This window comes from Rhodospirillales bacterium RIFCSPLOWO2_02_FULL_58_16, assembly GCA_001830425.1.
In the GTDB taxonomy this organism is placed as follows: domain Bacteria; phylum Pseudomonadota; class Alphaproteobacteria; order Rhodospirillales; family 2-02-FULL-58-16; genus 2-02-FULL-58-16.
Genome location: MIAA01000001.1, coordinates 77549 through 93551, shown reverse-complemented (window position 1 = coordinate 93551; position 16003 = coordinate 77549). Strand labels below are relative to the sequence as shown.

The window sequence follows — 16003 nt, the reverse complement described above, 5'->3', positions numbered from 1 at the left end:
TCCTCGCTCAATGCCTCCCATTCTCCGGTGACGGCGGCGTAGTCCCCTTCCCGGCACGAAAGTGCCTGGAGCATCAACCGGCCCAACATTTGCTGCACCTCGGGGATGGCCTTAACTCCCGGATCATCGGGCAGGGTCACCGTCGTGTGGTCACGGTTCGGCAGCACGGCAAACGGGATGGCGAGGTCGCCGTGCCGACGGTCCCACGCCGTCACCACCGGCTGGTCATTATCGGCTGAGAAATCGACCGTCATGCCGTGGGCGTTCAGATTGCCGGCAGCCACCCGGACGGTGCCATCCGAGCCGTTCTCGTTGACGATCTGGCGTGGTCCCGAAGGATAGGGATGGGTGCCTATTATAACAAAGGGCATGACCTGTCCTTTGTTTATTCCGTAGACGGCGGGCGCCGTATCTATTCCTTCGGGAACAAATAGGTCGCGCCGCGCAAGATCCCACTGGAACGGCGAGGCCAGTTCCAGGGCGTTGAGCATCTCCGTGCCGGTCTGAAAGAAGTTGTTGTAGCCCTTGAAGATACGGCCAAGCATGGACTTGCCCGTTGCCGCCAGACGGGACCCGAAATTGGCCGGGGCCAGCATCACCATCCGGGTCACCGGACAATGGCGTTTCTTGGATGCGTAGCAATCTGCGAGCCACCGCCGGGCAACCAACCCACCGGTGCTGTGGACGATGAGATCGAACGGAACCGTCAACTCTTCGGCGGCTACCTTTTCGTTGACGACCTCCTCCATACGCTTTACTACGTCCTCGATCCTGACGTCATCGTCCATTGAGACGTAATCACCCAGCCACAGAGGAACCGCCTGAAAGCCATTGCTTTTCAGAAATGCGACGAGCGACTTGAACGACGCCGACGTGTCGCTCCACCCATGAAGTATGGCCACTTGATTAGCCACCTTGCCCCCCAAGACCACGGATGCTCCATCGTGTAAAAAGGGTATCATATATAAAAAACAAATCAATAGATATTTCTTCAGAACCTTCCCCAAAAAATTCGACAAAAAAGTCGAGGATTAAGCTGCATCCGCCTTGCCGTCATTGCGACCGCGAGCGTCAGCGACGCGGGAAGCAATCCAGATGGCGGCGGCATAGACCGGATTGCTTCGTCGCTCCGCTCCTCGCAAAGATGGCAAGGCTCGGCCCGGCGCGGACTTGACGGCGACCGAAATGACTTCGCGCCTTTGCGTCTTCGCGTGAACAGACCATGTTTCACGCGAAGACGCTAAGACGCGAAAACATGATGAAAGGCAAGCCGTTTCATTACCGTCATTGCGACCGCGAGCACCAGCGACGCAGGACGCGGGAGGCAATCCGGATGGCGGCGGCGTAGACCGGATTGCTTCGTCGCTCCGCTCCTCGCAAAGACGGGTGGGCGGGAGAGTCTCCCCGAAAAATCATCGTTTCACTTCAAAAAGACAGATTCCGGAATCACTTCAATGACTTGAATGTTTTGGGCTTCAGTTTTTGGGGAATGTCCTGATATTTCCTAGGGCATCATCCCACCAAAGTATTGAAAGAAGGGGATAACCGATCCAAACTGATGGGAACCATCCATTCGGGTCGCACCACCGGGAAAACTAATTATCGGCGGCCCTTGAGAGCGAACCCATGAGTGATTACAAGGCTCCCCTGGCCGAGATGCGTTTCGTCATCAACGAGGTGGCGGACCTCGCTTCGCTCAACTCCCTGCCCGGACTCGGCGAGGCGACGCCCGACCTTGTGGACGCCATTCTGGAGGAAGCCGGAAAGTTCGCCGCCGATGTCTTTGCGCCGCTGAACCGAAGCGGAGACCGGGCGGGCTGCGTTCTTGAGGACGGCGAGGTCAGAACCCCCAAAGGCTTCAAGGAAGCCTACGCCGATTTTGTCCGGGGCGGATGGAACGGCGTCCCCTTTGACGCCGAGTACGGAGGCCAGGGGTTGCCGTGGCTGGCGTCGGCGGCAATCTCGGAAATCTGGAACGCCGCCAATATGTCGCTGGCGCTGTGTCCGCTGCTCACCCAAAGCGCCATCGAACTGCTGACGGCGCATGCGAGCGCCGAATTAAAGTCCATGTTCCTGCCCCGGCTGGTGGCGGGCGAATGGACGGGCGCGATGAATCTGACCGAGCCGCAGGCCGGTTCCGACTTGGCGGCGATTCGCTGCAAGGCGACGGTCGAAGGCGATCATTATAAAATCACCGGGCAGAAGATTTTTATTTCCTACGGCGATCACGACTTCGGCGAAAACATCGTCCATATGGTTCTGGCGCGGCTCGCCGGAGCCGCCGAAGGAATCAAGGGATTGTCGCTGTTCGTCGTTCCCAAATTCATGGTCAACAAGGACGGCTCTCTCGGAACGCGCAACGCCGTCCGCTGCCTGTCCCTTGAACACAAGATGGGACTTCACGCCTCCCCCACCGCCGTCATGTCGTATGACGGCGCTTTCGCCTACCTGATCGGCGAGGAGAACCGAGGCCTCGAATACATGTTCACGATGATGAACAACGCCCGGCTGGCCGTCGGCCTGGAAGGCGTCGCCATCGCCGAACGCGCCTATCAACAAGCCCGCGCCTACGCCTTTGAAAGGGTGCAGGGGCGCGTCATGGGAAGCGACGGCGCGACTATCGCCGGACACCCCGATGTCAAACGCATGTTGCTGTCGATGAAGGCCGAAACCGAGGCGGCGCGGGCGTTGGCCTATTTCGCCGCCGCCGCGCTGGACAAGGCCAGGCGCCACCCCGATCAGGCCCGACGCCGCTATTGGCAGACTCTGGTCGATCTTCTGATTCCGGTAGTCAAGGCATGGTGCGCCGATGCCGGCATCCGGGTCGCCGATACCGGCATCCAGGTTCACGGCGGCGGCGGCTATATCGAGGAAACCGGGGCCGCCCAGTATTTCCGCGACGTTCGCGTCACCTCCATCTATGAAGGAACCAACGGCATCCAGGCCGCCGACCTGGCCGGGCGCAAGGTGGCGCGTGACGGCGGCGCAGCGGCCTATTCCTTTATCGCCATGATGCGCGAGACGGTCGGCGAACTGAAAGACGAAGCGATCAGGAACCGCCTGAACGACGGCGTTAACGCCCTTGCCCGAGCCACTGATCGGCTGGTCGGCGCTTATGCAAAAGACCGGGAGACGGTAGCCGCCGGCGCCGTTCATTACCTGCGCCTTTTCGGTAATGTCTCCGCCGGCCGGCTGATGGCGCAGGCCGCCCATGTCGCGCAGTCAAAGCTGGACGCCGGTGGCGGCGATCCCGTCTTCCTGAACGCCAAGATCATCAGCGCCCGCTTTTTCGCTGATCAGGTTATGGCGCAAAGCGACGCCCTGGCGGATATATTTATCAACGGCGCCGCCGCGATCACCGCCGCAAGAAAAGAACACCTTTAGAAAGCGCCTCCGCTCCGGGCGGAAAATTATCCCAAAAAAAGCAGATTTTAGAGTCACTTCAATGATGCTAATAGTTTAGTCTCCGGTGAAACCGAGCCTGATTCCGGGGGGACGCTCAACTTCATGCTTCACGCGCCTACAATTAATATGCTCTGTGCGGGACTGATTTGCCTCGGCGTCTTTTTTCCTGCGGGGCCGCTGCACGCCGAAAGTCTGGCAAATCTGCTGGAAAAGGCCATCGAGAGCCATGATCGCGTTCTGGCGGCAAAATCGGACGTCATCGCTTCCCAGCGCCGCGCCTGGGAAACCTTGGGGACATGGTTCCCCACCCTCACCCCCACCGCCAACTACGGCTGGGAGAAACAGAACAAGCCCCTGGCCCTTGATTCGTCAATGCCCTTCAAGGAATTTGACCTTAAACTGACCCAGCTTCTGTGGGATTTCGGCAAGACCAACGCGCTGGTGGACAAAGCCCGGCTGACCGTCCTGAAATCGACGGTATCCCTGGAAACGGCAAGGCGGGACATGATCATGGAAGCAATCTCCGCCTATGTGAACCTTCTTCGCAGCGTGGACGTTCTCAACTTTTCCATCCAATCGGAAGAAAACATCAGCCGCCAGACCGGCCTTGAAAAGGCGCTGGTGGAAAGCGGCTCCGGCCTTTCCACCGACGTCCTTCAGGCGAAAACCCAGTTGGCCGGCGCCGAGGCAAGGAGAATTCAGAACGAGGGCAGAAAAATATCGGCAATGAACCGCTTTCAATCGGTGTTCAACGTCGCGCCCGAAAATATTCCGGATATGGAGCGCGTCGCCGTCCCCGCCGCAAGCCTGCCTGACGGTCTGGACGAAGCTTTGGAAACGGCAATAAGCAACAATACGCGACTGAAGACCTCGCGTTTTGATGAGGAAATAGCCGCGTACAGCATCTCCGAAGTGCGCGGGACCAAGTTCTTTCCCAAGGTCGAAGGCACTGTTGAACGCAAATGGAAGGAAAATGTCGCCGGCACCGTCCAGTATAAAGGCGAAACGCTGGCCAAGGTCGAAATGAGCATTCCTTTCAATTTGGGGTTGACCGGGCTTGACGCCGTTGAGGCGGCGAAAAACGACCTGCTCAAGGCAAAACAAACGACCGACGCCATGCGCCGCACTATCGAAGAGGAAGTCCGCAACGCCTGGTCCAGCCTTCACATAGCGGAAAGAACTTCCAAATCCCTGCTCACCCAGGCCGGCATCTCGGCGGCCTTTCTGGACCTGGCGCGCAAGGAACGGGAACTCGGCCAGCGCTCCCTGATTGATGTCCTTTCCGGCGAGACAAGCCTGATAAACGCCCAAAGCGACGCAGTCTCGGCGGAAGCCGACGTCATCATCGCCGCTTTCACCCTTCTTAATGTAACCGGAAAACTGGACTACGCATTTCTCCATATCGGAGAGCCTCCCGCCGACGCGCCGGAAAGCAGGCAGGAATAATAAAAAACGGCGGGGCAAGCATATCATGAATGAATTGATCCGCCGCTTTTCCGCCAAGCCCTGGATAACCGTTGAACTGGTTCTGGCGTCCTTGTTCGCCAACCTTCTGGCTCTCGCCTCCCCCTTGTTCGTCATTCAGGTCCTTAACCGCTATGTAAGCTACGGCGTGGATTCCACCCTGGCCACCCTGACCTTGGGCGTCGTCGGAGCCATCGCCCTTGAATATATATTCCGCAAGGCGCGAATGATGCTCGTCGCCGAAAATATGGGAGAAACCGACGAACAGCGCTCAATCGGCGCCTTCGGCATCATGGTTACGGCGAAAACCAGCGCGCTGAGTCAATTCCCCGCCGGCCGGCGCCGTGAAACCCTGCGTAGCCTGGACAGCATCGAAACGGCTTACAACGCCGCCAACATCAGCGCCGTTCTCGACGTGCCTTTTGCTTTGCTGTTCCTGCTGTCTTTGGCGTTGCTCAGCCCGACGCTGGGCGGCGTCGCGTCCCTGTTCATCATTGCCGTCTTTGTCTACAGCGTCGTCAGCCGGCGGTTAATCGAAGCGCCGACGCGCCAATTAATGGAGACGGCCGCCGCCGGTAATACGCTGATCGCCACGTCCGGTCGAGCGGCGGATACGATACGCGCCTTCAACGGCGCCGACCTGATCATGCCGGCATGGCGCTCCTACATTCGCAGGGCGCAAACCCTGAGAAGCAGCATCGGCAACAGCCAGGGACAGTCACAGTCTGTTTCCCAAAGCGCCCAGGCTCTTATGGGCGTGGCCGTTATCGCCGTCGGCGCGATGCTGGTGGTGGCGGGCAAGCTGGACGTGGGCATCCTGATCGGAGCCAATATCATGGCGTCTCGGGCGCTCGGCCCGATCATCAAGCTCGCCAATCTCAGCGAAGCCATGACCAAGGCTTCGCAAGCCTTGAAACAGGCGCAAAGCCTGACCACCCTCCCCGTGGAAAATGACGGCGGGACGGCCCTTTCCCGCTACGCCGGAGCAATCGAGTTCAAGGACTTCGGATTTTCTTTCCCCAAGACGGCGTCTCCGTTATTCGAATCCCTGACCCTGAAAATAGCGCCGGGAGCGGTTCTCGTGGTGACGGGCCGTAACGGATGCGGCAAGACCACTTTCTGTCGTTTGTTGGTCGGCCTGCTCGAACCGACGCGAGGGCAGCTTCTCATTGACGGCGTTGATCTTCGCCAGACGGCGCCCTCATGGTGGCGACGCCAGATCATGTACCTTCCCCAGGAGCCGAACTTCCTCGACGGCTCCATTCGCGAGAATCTCCTGACCGCCAATCCGAAGCTGGATGAAGACGCCGTCAACCGCATTATCCGGGAAGCGGACATGGGACGATTCATCGATGAAAGCCCGAAGGGCCTTGAGACGGAAATAGTCGATAACGGGGACGCCATGGCGCGAGGCATCCGGCGGCGGATGGCCCTGGCCCGCGCCATGGCTACCGACGGCATGCTGGCGATTTTCGACGAACCCACGGAAAGCCTGGACGACGACGGCTGCGCCGCCGTCTTCACGGCGATGAAGGCCCTGTCTTCGCGGGGGCGCACTATGATCATCGCTACTTCCGATCAGCGCATCCTTCGTGGAGCGCGTCTTGTCCTGGACCTCAATGTCAAGCCGGCGCCCAGAATCATCGCCGTTCCCGCCGGCGGCGAACAATCCGAGGAGCGTGGAAAGACATGAACGCTGAAACGGATCAAACGGAGTCTGTTCCCCGGCGCCGCTACGGCACCCATCTGCTTTTGTTATCGTGCGTAGCCCTGGTTACGGCTTTCTTTATCTGGGCGACGCTGGGAGAACTGGACGTGGTCAGCAGCGTCACCGGCGAAGTGGTCCCGCTAAGCAAGGTCAAGAGCATACAACACCTGGAGGGCGGGATCGTCCGCGATATCCTGGTCCGCGAGGGAGATCGGGTTTCAAGCGGTCAGCCCCTGATTGAACTGCAACCCACCACCAGCGACACCCAGGTCGAGGAACTGAAAATCAGCCTGTCCTCGCTGAGGGTAAAAATCGGGCGGCTGGAAGCCGAAACGGCAGAAAAAGACAAGCCTGACTTCCCCCCTGACCTTGTTAAGGACAACCCCGCTCTGGTCAACAGCGCCATTGAGCTGTTCCACGCCCGTCAAAGACGGGTGAACAACCAGATAGACGAACAACGGCAACTGATTACGCAACGGGAACAGGAAATCAAGGGCGTCCAGTCCCGTATCCGCAATAACGAACATTCTCTTGAGCTGATGAAGGAACAAGTCGCCATCACCGAGAAGCTCCTCAAGATGGACCTCGCCAATCGCATGCGCCATCTCGAACAGATGAAGGAAGTATCGAATCTGCAACGCGATATCGATTCCGACAACGCTCTCCTGCCCCAGGCCCGGGCGGCGCAGAAACAAGCCCAGGCCCGGCTGGAAGCGATCATGAACGGCTTCCAGGAAGAGGCGCGGATCGATCTGGGGAACGCTCAACAAAGTTTTGAGGAACTCACGCAGCGTTTGCGCAAATTTGAAGACAGCTTGAAGCGGACGATTCTGCGCGCCCCCGCTGACGGAATAATAAAGACCCTTTATGTGACCACCCGGGGCGGCGTGATCCAGGCCGGGCAGACGGTTGTCGATATCGTGCCCGCCGGCGACCGTCTGATCATTGAGGCCAAGCTCCCCACCGGCGATGTCGGCTTCGTGCGCAAGGGACAGAAAGCCAAAATACGGCTGGCCTCGGCGGACGCGGTGCGTTTCGGCGCCATCGAAAGCGAGGTCATCCATGTAAGCCCCGACACCATGATCTCGGAGCAGGGCGCCCCCTATTACAAGGTCAGCATCAATACCGAACAGGACCACTTTGAACGAGGCGGACTGAGGTACGATCTTGTCCCCGGCATGCAGGTGCAATGCGATATCCAGACCGGAACGCGGACGGTTCTTGAATACCTGCTGGACCCGTATATCCGCTCCGCCGGCGCCGCCCTGCGCGAGCGTTAATTAAATCAAGGAATCGAAATAGCTTTTGTGATTTTCTTAAGGTTTGTGTCATTATATCGGGACAGCGTTGTTTCTTTAGTTGATTTGGTTTTAACCCATGGCCTTTTTCTCCAAAACTCCCGACCCGGACAAGAAGCCGAGCGCCGACTCCAAGCCGGTGCGCGAGCATGACCGCATCGAGGGCAAGGGAGAGAAAGTCGCGATCTTGCCGTCAAGCAAGACCTTTAATGTCCTGGACTTCAGCATGGGCGGTTTCTGCATAAAGGGTTACGACGGAAAGCTTCATGGAAATCAGTACCTGGAGTTCAAATTCTTCGGCGCCAAGGACGGCAAGGACGTAAAAACTGAAGGGTTCGCCACCGTGGTCAGGGCCAAGGACGACTTTTTGGCGGTTAAATTTACGCCGCAACCCAGACTGAAACAGTTCTTTCTTGACTACCTTGATTAATCAGGACCTCCTTACTTAAATGGATATCCTGGCCGTTTTCAACGCCAAGGGTGGAGTTGGAAAAACGACGACCGCCGTCAATCTGGCGGCCTGCTTCGCGGCCATGGGACAAAAGGTGCTGCTGATCGACCTCGACGCCCAGGGCAACGCCACCACCGGTCTTGGAATGTCGGAACTTCCGCCGCGCGGCACCTTCGATATAATCACCGGCAACGCCACGCTCGAAGAGGTCAGGCTTTCAACCTTTATGGAAGGCCTTACCCTGATCGGCGCCACCAACAATCTGGCGGCGGTGGACATTGAGCTTTCAAAGGCCGACCGCCGTCACGATTTAATCCGCCAAGTCGTTTCGGCCCATAAGGACACCATCGATATCGTCGTCATGGATTGCCCGCCGTCCTTCGGCGTGATGACCATCAACGCCCTTGTTTCCGCCCACGCCGTGCTGGTGCCGTCTCCGCCGACCCCTTTCGCTCACGACGGCCTCTTGCGCACATGGACGATAATTTCAAGGATGCGCACAACGATGAACCATAGCCTCCGCGTGATAGGGGTGCTGCCCAACTTCCTTCACGGCGGGGAATCAAAGGAAGACGCAGATGCCGTCACCACGGCTTGTGACGCGGACATTCTCTCGGCGATGAAGGCGGAGTTCGGCGATCTGGTGCATCCGGAGGGAATACCGTTAAACACCGAACTGTTCACTTCCGCCGCCTCGAAAGGGGTTCCGGCCTGCGTGCTGGCGCCGGACTCGGCGCCCGGCCGCGCCTATCTGGACGTTGCCGGACGCATTATCCCGGCGGAAGGCTCCGCCGGAACGGATGAACACGCAAAAGAACGAAGCCGCTTTCGCTGTTTCGGGCAAAATGGCCGACCGGACGCCTTGGTCATAAATGCCGCCGCCGAAAAACTGGCCCGATGGCATATAAAAGCGGACGCCCTGGGCCTGCTTTCCAGAAACATCAATATCCCCGGAGTGGATGAGAACGCCCTCGGCATGATACGGCCCAAAGCAATTGCCGACGACGGCGCATCGCAAAAAGTCCGATATTACACTTTGGCTCTGGCATTCATCGGAGTTACATTGCTGGCGGGCGTCATCGGTTTTCTGGCGGGTTGGTTCTTCGTTGACAAACTACCTTGAGCATACCGAAACAAGGGCGGACAGCCGTTCAGCCGCCATCGCCTATTTTCAGAAACTGATCCGCACCGATCCACATGACGGACTCGCCATGCAGGGTCTGGCCGAGACCTTGACCCTTGACGGGCAACATGCGGCCTCTATCCCATGGCATCGGCGGGCATTGGATCGCTATCCCCACTCCGTCACTATCCGCCGAGGACTGGCGGAAGCATTGCTGCGCAAGGAACATTGGGACGAAGGCCGCCGCTTTATCAGCCGGCCCGAAAACCCTTTTGACCCTTCCCTGCCGAAATGGGATGGAACGCCCTTCAACAACGGATGCCTGTTGGCCTACCACCGGCCGGACGATCCCATCGAGCTGACCATTATCGGGCTGGGCTTTGTCGCCCGTTTTGCAAACCACGGATACAAAATGGTCAGTGAATGCCCGTCATCCCTGGCCGGGTTGGTCGCCGGCAAACTGCGAAACGTTGAAATCCTGGAAGCAGATTCCGGACAAACGGCGGCGCGCCTGAAAAAAGGCGACATTTTCGCCTGCGCGGCGCTGGCTGAACTGCCGCTGCTGTCGGGCCGCGATCCCGGCTTTTTGCCGCATTGGCTGACTGACGGCGCCACAGATGATACAAGCGACGACCCGCTCGCCATCGGCATGATCGGCGTCTTTAACAGAAGCGGTCCCGACGCCATCCTGAACGACGAGGTTATGTCCGAACTTGAAATCCTGCTCGGCGACGTCACAACGCAAATTGACGGCGACGGCGACATTGACGGGACGCTTCGTGCTTTCCTGAAAACGGACATGGTGGCGACCGATGATCCGGCGGCGGCGCTTCTTGCAGGCGCCGCCGGAATGCCGGTCGTTCTTTTATTGCCTGAATCGGCGCCATGGTGGTGGGGAGACCGGGCCGACGGCGCCGTTTGGCATTCCCGCCTTTACCCTCTGCGCCGACGGTATGGCGCCGCCGCCGGGGAGACGGCGCGTTTACTCGCCGATATGATTTTACACGTCGCCGCCGCGCCGACCGACCATCCTCAAGCCCGTCTCCTTAATGAAAACCGGAAACTCGCCGAAACGCTGGATATAGTATCTCCCTATCTGGGGGCGATAAACCGGACTGCCGTTAAAACGGAAGAGTTGACGGGCGGCACGCGCAACAAGGTGTTTCGGATTTTCTCTCCGGAGCAAGACCTTGTTCTGCGACTGGGCCGTTTTCCGCAGCCAGGCCCTAAAGACCACGCCAGAGAAATCGCCAACATGACGGTCGCCGCCGGGACGGGGGCGGCGCCGCCCCTTTATTTCGCCGACAGCCTTGACGGAACCATGTTGTCACGATTCATGGACGGCAAGCCGATGACTGCTAAATCCATGCGGCAAATGGAAAACGCCGTAGCCGCCGCCCGGCTGTTCCGCAAAATTCATGCGCTTCCCCCCTTCCGGGGCAGCTATGACATTTTTACCAAGATTGAACAGAAAATGAATCGACTGACCAAGGCAGAATCCGGGCGATTCATGGAGCAGGACAAATCCAATCGGCTGATAAGGCGCATAAGGAAAATTCTGGCCGCCAACGGCGTTCCGGCCTGCCCCGCTCATAACGATCCCCTGTCCCGTAACTTCGTAGCCGACGGCGACGGCCTCGTTCTTCTTGATTGGGAATGTTCGGCGATGGGAGACCCTCATTGGGAAGTGGCGATGTTGTCCTCCCAGGTGGGGATGAAGGGCGACGTCCGCAGCGCCTATCTGGCGGAGTACTTCGGATCAAAAAACCACCCCGCCGTTTCCCGCATACGCTTGTTCGAGGCGGTATGCCGTTATTACTGGCGGATCACCTATTTATGCGAGGATATGGATCAGCCGAACCAAACATCATCGCGCAATGCGGATAAATGGCTGGGCTGGTTCAACGATATCGTTGACGGGGACTCGTTTGAGCAGAGCGTCAAGGCCGCCGAGGATTATCGGTGGCGTCCGCAAGACGGCAATTTCTGATGCCGATCCGGGCGTCTGTTAAATGCGGTCGGATGCGGTTTGATGACGAATTAACCAAGTTAAATGACGTTTTAACCACGTTAGATGACGAATTAACCATGGTGAATCGGCCTTAAGTCATTGATATCAAACAAAACCACCACTAAAAACATCGTAAAATGTCGTCATTTGTCGTCATTTTGCTCCCTAAGCTCTTGATATCAAACAAAGCCACCCCCTCCTGGCCTCCCCCTTCTTAAGAGGGAGGAATTTTTCTCCCTCCCTACCAAGGGAGGGGCAAGAGGAGGTTGTTCCGGCGGTTCAAATCCCCCGCCAAGACCATCACATATTTACAATGCCCAACACCTGCGCCTGCCCCCCGCAAGCCCGCAGCAGGGAACATATAGTGAATATAACCAACGAGGTTACCAAATGCAAGGATTAATATCTTGCCATAGCGCGCCATGAATAAACCGGATTAAACACAGAGGCGCAGAGGCACAGAGGCCGACAACACCCGGCGCATTGACTAAAAGAAGCACCGTTTTATGAATCATACCAGCGGCTTTAAAGAGTGACTCATCGTCAGTGGGTAGAGAAAAATTCCTCCCCCTTGCTTCAAGGGGGAGGTCAGGAGGGGGTAAGAGTAACCTCCCCTGGCCCCTCCTTGGTAAGGAGGGGAAAGTGCCGAGGCCGCTATGGGTCAATAATTATTGCCGCTGGTATCACACAGAGATCACAGTAGGTTTCACCGCGAAGCGTTTGTATCCACATGGATAAGCGGGATGCACAGGATAAAAATGAGGGAAAAATTTTGTTTTTAGTGAGTCTGGACCCTGATCTTTTCGGGCGACGCCGGGGTGACGTATTCGTGAAGAGTGTGTGTTTCCAACTGCGCCGTCGGATCGTGAATGTTTCCTCTTCCCCGGCATGTCGGGCAGAGGACCAGCCCTCTCGCCGTATTGGAGCCTTGAAGCTCATCGGCATATCGCCAACCGCTTCCGCAATCGGGGCAGGGACGGCCTGTCATCGCCAACCTCCTGTTTCCTAACAACCAGAGTGTAGGCCCGCAGGCTTTAAGATTTCGCTAATCGGCGATGACTTTATTCTTTCCGTTGTGCTTGGCCTTGTACATGGCCTCGTCGGCGCGGGCGATTATAGTCTTGGCGGTATCGCCGTCATGCAGGGAAGCGAGGCCGATGGACAAGGTTATTTTGCCCAGGGTTTCGCCGGACGATGTATCCTGGATGCTCTTCTTGGCCAGCATGGCGCGGATTCTTTCGCCGACGACGGCGGCGTTCTTGTGGGATGTGCCGGGAAGAATGGCGGTGAACTCGTCGCCGCCCCAGCGCCCGACGAAATCGCTGTTTTTCAGGTTATAGATGAAGGCCCTGGCGACCAGCTTCAATATCTGATCGCCGGCTTGATGGCCCAGCTTGTCGTTGACTATCTTGAAATCGTCAACATCGCTCATCAGCACCGCCAGTTGGCCTTTCAGCTTTTCGCTCTCTTTCATGAAGGATTCCAGAACCTGCTCGAACCTGCGTCGATTGGCGACCCCGGTCAGCGGATCAAGCATGGCTTCCTTCTTGGTCTCCTCAAGTTGCTTGTTCAGCTCGACGATCTCGTTGCCGTGGCGGTAGATGTGATCGGCAAATTCGCCGCTGATTTTGGATATTTCCTCGATCTGGCTGCGGATGACGTTGACGGCGTCAAAAATAGCGCCGGCATAGATTCTCTCCTTGCCGGATTTGTTCTGATTGTCGAGGAAGTCGGCATTCCCGTCGGCGATGCCGTCCAGCGCGACAAGAACGTCCTTCAGCCCTTCGGTTATGCGCCCGGCGGACTTGTGAAGGTCGATTATGCGATTATCGAAGTCGGTTTTCTTTCTCGTCACAAAATCCCCCTCCCCCAGGGTTCATAGGAACATATCAATAGGGGCGCATAGTTGAAAGCAACTATTCACTCGGCGCCGGCGATCGCCGCGTTAAAGGCCGCGACGGCCGCCGCCGGACCTCCCTTATAGTTCCACACCCCCGATGAGACGGCCAGAAAGTCGGCGCCGGCTTTTATCAGCGGCGCGCAGTTATCGACGGCAATGCCGCCGACGGCGACTGCCGGCACGGTTGTCGTTTCGCTCCAGATTTCAAGAATTTCCGGCGTGACGCGGGTCTTGGGTTGTTTGGTGTCGGTCGTGAAGAAGGCTCCGAAGGCCACATAGTCGGCGCCCTTCTCGGCGGCTTCCATGGCCAGATGGCGCGAATCATGACAGGTAACGCCGACGATGGCGTTGCGGCCGACGGCGAGTCGCGCCTCGTTATAGGACGCGTCCTCTTGGCCGATGTGGACGCCGTCGCAGGCCAGTTCGGCGGCAAGATCGGGTCGGTCATTGAGAATAAAGGCGACGCCGCGTTTTTGGACAAGCGGACGCAAAATATTCGCGGCGCGGCGCACGGCATCGTCGTCTGCGTCCTTCAGGCGAAGCTGCACCGCCGCCACGTCTCCGCCCGCCAACGCCGCCGCCATGATGTCGGCGAAGGAGTCCGGCTCAAACATGGGCGGGGTGATCAGATAAAGGCGGCAGTCGTGCGCATTCATTTCCGTTGTCCGTTTTTGAGCCACTCCCGGCAAGCCATAACGGCGTCATCTTCAAGCAAAAGGTCAAGAGCTTCTTCCTCGCCGTTATCAATGAAGGCCCCCGTTCGTGCGGCGATGTCGGCGATCTTCTTCAGAACTTCCGCCGGCGCATCGACGCTGATTCCTTTGATTCCGCAGCGCAGAGCATACAGCGCCTGACCGGGAGCCTTGCCGCAATCAAGCACCGCAGTGAACGCAACATCCGGGCAGGTTCGCGCCGCCTCGTCGATAATGCGACGGAAAACGGCGGCGCCCAGATAAGCGGCGGCGTTCGGGGCGCTTCTCAAGGTCAGGGCTACCCCCAGCTTTTCGGCGACCGCCATTGCCGCCCTGGCATGCTCAAGGTTGTGAATAATGATGGCGCGGCAGTTCATTTCCTGTCTTTTCCTTCCGCCCCAATATTGCCATATTAATAACTAAGATGTATGTAGGGAAATAGTGTGTCCATCCGCTATATATGGTATATCCATACAGCAGGCGCCTCATTATCTTCTCAAACAAAGGCAAGAGTGGCAAAACATGGCCGGTCATTCCCAATTCAAGAATATCATGCACCGCAAGGGCGTCCAGGACGCCAAGCGCGCTAAAGTCTTCTCCAAACTGATCCGCGAATTGACGACGGCCGCTAAATCCGGCCTTCCCGATCCCGAGATGAATCCACGGCTGCGTACGGCAATCGCGGCGGCCAAGACGGCCAATATGGCCAAGGACACCATGGATCGCGCCATCAAGCGCGGCGCCGGCGACGATGACGGCGTTAACTTCGATGAAGTCCGCTACGAGGGTTACGGCCCCGGCGGCGTCGCCGTCATCGTCGAGGCGTTGACCGACAATCGCAACCGCACGGCGTCGGAGGTCCGTTCCGCCTTTGCCAAACACGGCGGCAACATGGGCGAGGCCGGCAGCGTCGCCTTTATGTTCGAGCATATCGGCCTGATTGCCTATCCTGCGGCGACGGCCGACGCTAACGGCATGTTCGAGGCGGCGCTGGAGGCGGGAGCCGAAGATGTCGCGTCAACGGGTTCCGGCCATGAAATTACCTGCGCTCCCGATGATTTCAGCGCCGTCCGCGACGCCCTGGAGAAAAAGTTCGGCGCCGCCGAGTCGGCGCGGCTGGACTGGAAACCGCTGAATGTCGTCCCGGTGGAAGAAAAAGCCGCTGAAACGCTGTTCAAACTGCTTGATACGCTGGAAGACAGCGACGATGTTCAGCGCGTGGCCGCCAATTTCGAGGTCAGCGAAGAGGTAATGGAACGGCTCAGTTCATGAGATTTCTCGGCATCGACCCCGGTCTCGGCAATACCGGTTGGGGCGTCATCGACGTCGAAGGCAACCGGTTAAGCCATGTCGCCAACGGCGTTATCGGCACCGGCGCCGCCCTGCCTCTGGCCGAGCGGCTGGTGCAGATAAAACAAGGCCTGGAGCGGGTAATTGAAACCTATAACCCTTGCGAGGCGGCGGTGGAGGAAACCTTCGTCAATAACAACCCGGCTTCGACGTTGAAACTGGGACAGGCTCGCGGCGTAGCCATTCTGGTTCCCGCCGACGCCGGTATTCTTGTCGCCGAGTACACTCCAAACCGGATCAAGAAGGCGGTGGTCGGCGCCGGCCACGCCGCCAAGGAACAGATTCAGATGATGGTGCGCATCTTGTTGCCGGGTTGCGATATCGCCTCCGCTGACGCCGCCGACGCTCTGGCCGTGGCTATTTGCCATGCCCATTACAGAGAGACGGCCCGGCGCATCGCGCCGGCGGAGGTCCGCTCATGATCGCCAAGCTGACAGGTTTTATTGATTCCTCGGGCGAGGGCTGGGCCGTCGTCGATGTTTCCGGCGTCGGCTATCTGGTCTTCTGTTCAAGCCGCACCCTGGGACGGCTCATTATCGGAGACGCCGTCAGTTTGTTCGTCGAGACCCATGTGCGCGAGGATCACATTCATCTCTACGGC

Annotated in this window: 12 protein-coding genes and 2 pseudogenes (2 of these 14 cut by a window edge); 10 read left to right on the top strand and 4 right to left on the bottom strand. The window is 58.2% G+C overall.

Annotation, left to right across the window (positions count from 1 at the left end):
* Positions 1–1019: pseudogene (locus tag A3H92_13120) on the bottom strand (hypothetical protein) (it extends 526 nt beyond the left edge of the window).
* Positions 1020–1626: 607 nt separating this feature from the next.
* Here A3H92_13120 and A3H92_13115 point away from each other — a divergent pair.
* From A3H92_13115 to A3H92_13085, 7 genes are all read left to right on the top strand, one after another.
* On the top strand, positions 1627–3384 hold the full coding sequence (locus A3H92_13115) for an acyl-CoA dehydrogenase (protein ID OHC76535.1): 1758 nt from the start codon (positions 1627–1629) through the stop codon (positions 3382–3384).
* A 123-nt stretch (positions 3385–3507) separates the two neighbouring features.
* On the top strand, positions 3508–4851 hold the full coding sequence (locus tag A3H92_13110; GenBank protein OHC76534.1) for a hypothetical protein: 1344 nt from the start codon (positions 3508–3510) through the stop codon (positions 4849–4851).
* 25 nt (positions 4852–4876) lie between these two features.
* Positions 4877–6562, top strand: coding sequence for a hypothetical protein (locus tag A3H92_13105; GenBank protein OHC76533.1), 1686 nt, complete (start codon positions 4877–4879; stop codon positions 6560–6562).
* Positions 6559–7857: a hypothetical protein gene (locus A3H92_13100; GenBank protein ID OHC76532.1), complete on the top strand. Its 1299-nt coding sequence runs from the start codon at positions 6559–6561 to the stop codon at positions 7855–7857. Before A3H92_13105 ends, A3H92_13100 begins: the two co-directional genes overlap by 4 nt.
* A 97-nt stretch (positions 7858–7954) precedes the next feature.
* Positions 7955–8305 carry a hypothetical protein gene (locus tag A3H92_13095; protein ID OHC76531.1) on the top strand — a complete coding sequence of 117 codons (351 nt, stop codon included), beginning with the start codon at positions 7955–7957 and terminating at the stop codon, positions 8303–8305.
* A 19-nt stretch (positions 8306–8324) separates the two neighbouring features.
* A complete protein-coding gene (locus A3H92_13090) occupies positions 8325–9449 on the top strand; it encodes a hypothetical protein (protein OHC76530.1) in 1125 nt (374 codons plus the stop codon).
* Complete coding sequence (locus A3H92_13085; GenBank protein OHC76529.1) at positions 9433–11439, top strand: hypothetical protein; 2007 nt, start codon at positions 9433–9435, stop codon at positions 11437–11439. Before A3H92_13090 ends, A3H92_13085 begins: the two co-directional genes overlap by 17 nt.
* 1066 nt (positions 11440–12505) lie before the next feature.
* Here the strand turns inward: A3H92_13085 and A3H92_13080 are convergent.
* The 3 genes from A3H92_13080 to A3H92_13070 form a co-directional block, all read right to left on the bottom strand.
* Positions 12506–13315 (bottom strand): hypothetical protein, encoded by an 810-nt coding sequence (locus A3H92_13080; protein OHC76528.1) that lies wholly within the window; start codon positions 13313–13315, stop codon positions 12506–12508.
* Between the two features lie 65 nt (positions 13316–13380).
* On the bottom strand, positions 13381–14016 hold the full coding sequence (locus tag A3H92_13075) for a thiamine-phosphate diphosphorylase (protein OHC76527.1): 636 nt from the start codon (positions 14014–14016) through the stop codon (positions 13381–13383).
* A complete protein-coding gene (locus tag A3H92_13070; protein ID OHC76526.1) occupies positions 14013–14429 on the bottom strand; it encodes a hypothetical protein in 417 nt (138 codons plus the stop codon). Before A3H92_13070 ends, A3H92_13075 begins: the two co-directional genes overlap by 4 nt.
* A 145-nt stretch (positions 14430–14574) precedes the next feature.
* Here A3H92_13070 and A3H92_13065 point away from each other — a divergent pair, with 145 nt between their 5' ends.
* The 3 genes and pseudogenes from A3H92_13065 to A3H92_13055 form a co-directional block, all read left to right on the top strand.
* The gene (locus tag A3H92_13065; GenBank protein OHC76525.1) at positions 14575–15324 is read left to right on the top strand and encodes a transcriptional regulator; all 750 of its coding nucleotides are present in this window, start codon (positions 14575–14577) and stop codon (positions 15322–15324) included.
* Positions 15321–15824, top strand: a complete 504-nt coding sequence (locus A3H92_13060; protein OHC76524.1) for a crossover junction endodeoxyribonuclease RuvC — start codon at positions 15321–15323, stop codon at positions 15822–15824. The genes A3H92_13065 and A3H92_13060 overlap by 4 nt, the downstream gene beginning before the upstream one ends.
* Positions 15821–16003, top strand: a pseudogene (locus tag A3H92_13055) (Holliday junction DNA helicase RuvA) (it continues 485 nt past the right edge of the window). Before A3H92_13060 ends, A3H92_13055 begins: the two are co-directional and overlap by 4 nt.

What these genes read in the sequence shown, in the direction of transcription:
- A3H92_13115 (OHC76535.1), top strand. Translation starts at nt 1,627, where the DNA reads ATGAGTGATTACAAGGCTCCCCTGGCCGAGATGCGTTTCGTCATCAAC.
- A3H92_13110 (OHC76534.1), top strand. Translation starts at nt 3,508, where the DNA reads ATGCTTCACGCGCCTACAATTAATATGCTCTGTGCGGGACTGATTTGC.
- A3H92_13105 (OHC76533.1), top strand. Translation starts at nt 4,877, where the DNA reads ATGAATGAATTGATCCGCCGCTTTTCCGCCAAGCCCTGGATAACCGTT.
- A3H92_13100 (OHC76532.1), top strand. Translation starts at nt 6,559, where the DNA reads ATGAACGCTGAAACGGATCAAACGGAGTCTGTTCCCCGGCGCCGCTAC.
- A3H92_13095 (OHC76531.1), top strand. Translation starts at nt 7,955, where the DNA reads ATGGCCTTTTTCTCCAAAACTCCCGACCCGGACAAGAAGCCGAGCGCC.
- A3H92_13090 (OHC76530.1), top strand. Translation starts at nt 8,325, where the DNA reads ATGGATATCCTGGCCGTTTTCAACGCCAAGGGTGGAGTTGGAAAAACG.
- A3H92_13075 (OHC76527.1), bottom strand. Translation starts at nt 14,016, where the DNA reads ATGAATGCGCACGACTGCCGCCTTTATCTGATCACCCCGCCCATGTTT.
- A3H92_13070 (OHC76526.1), bottom strand. Translation starts at nt 14,429, where the DNA reads ATGAACTGCCGCGCCATCATTATTCACAACCTTGAGCATGCCAGGGCG.
- A3H92_13065 (OHC76525.1), top strand. Translation starts at nt 14,575, where the DNA reads ATGGCCGGTCATTCCCAATTCAAGAATATCATGCACCGCAAGGGCGTC.
- A3H92_13060 (OHC76524.1), top strand. Translation starts at nt 15,321, where the DNA reads ATGAGATTTCTCGGCATCGACCCCGGTCTCGGCAATACCGGTTGGGGC.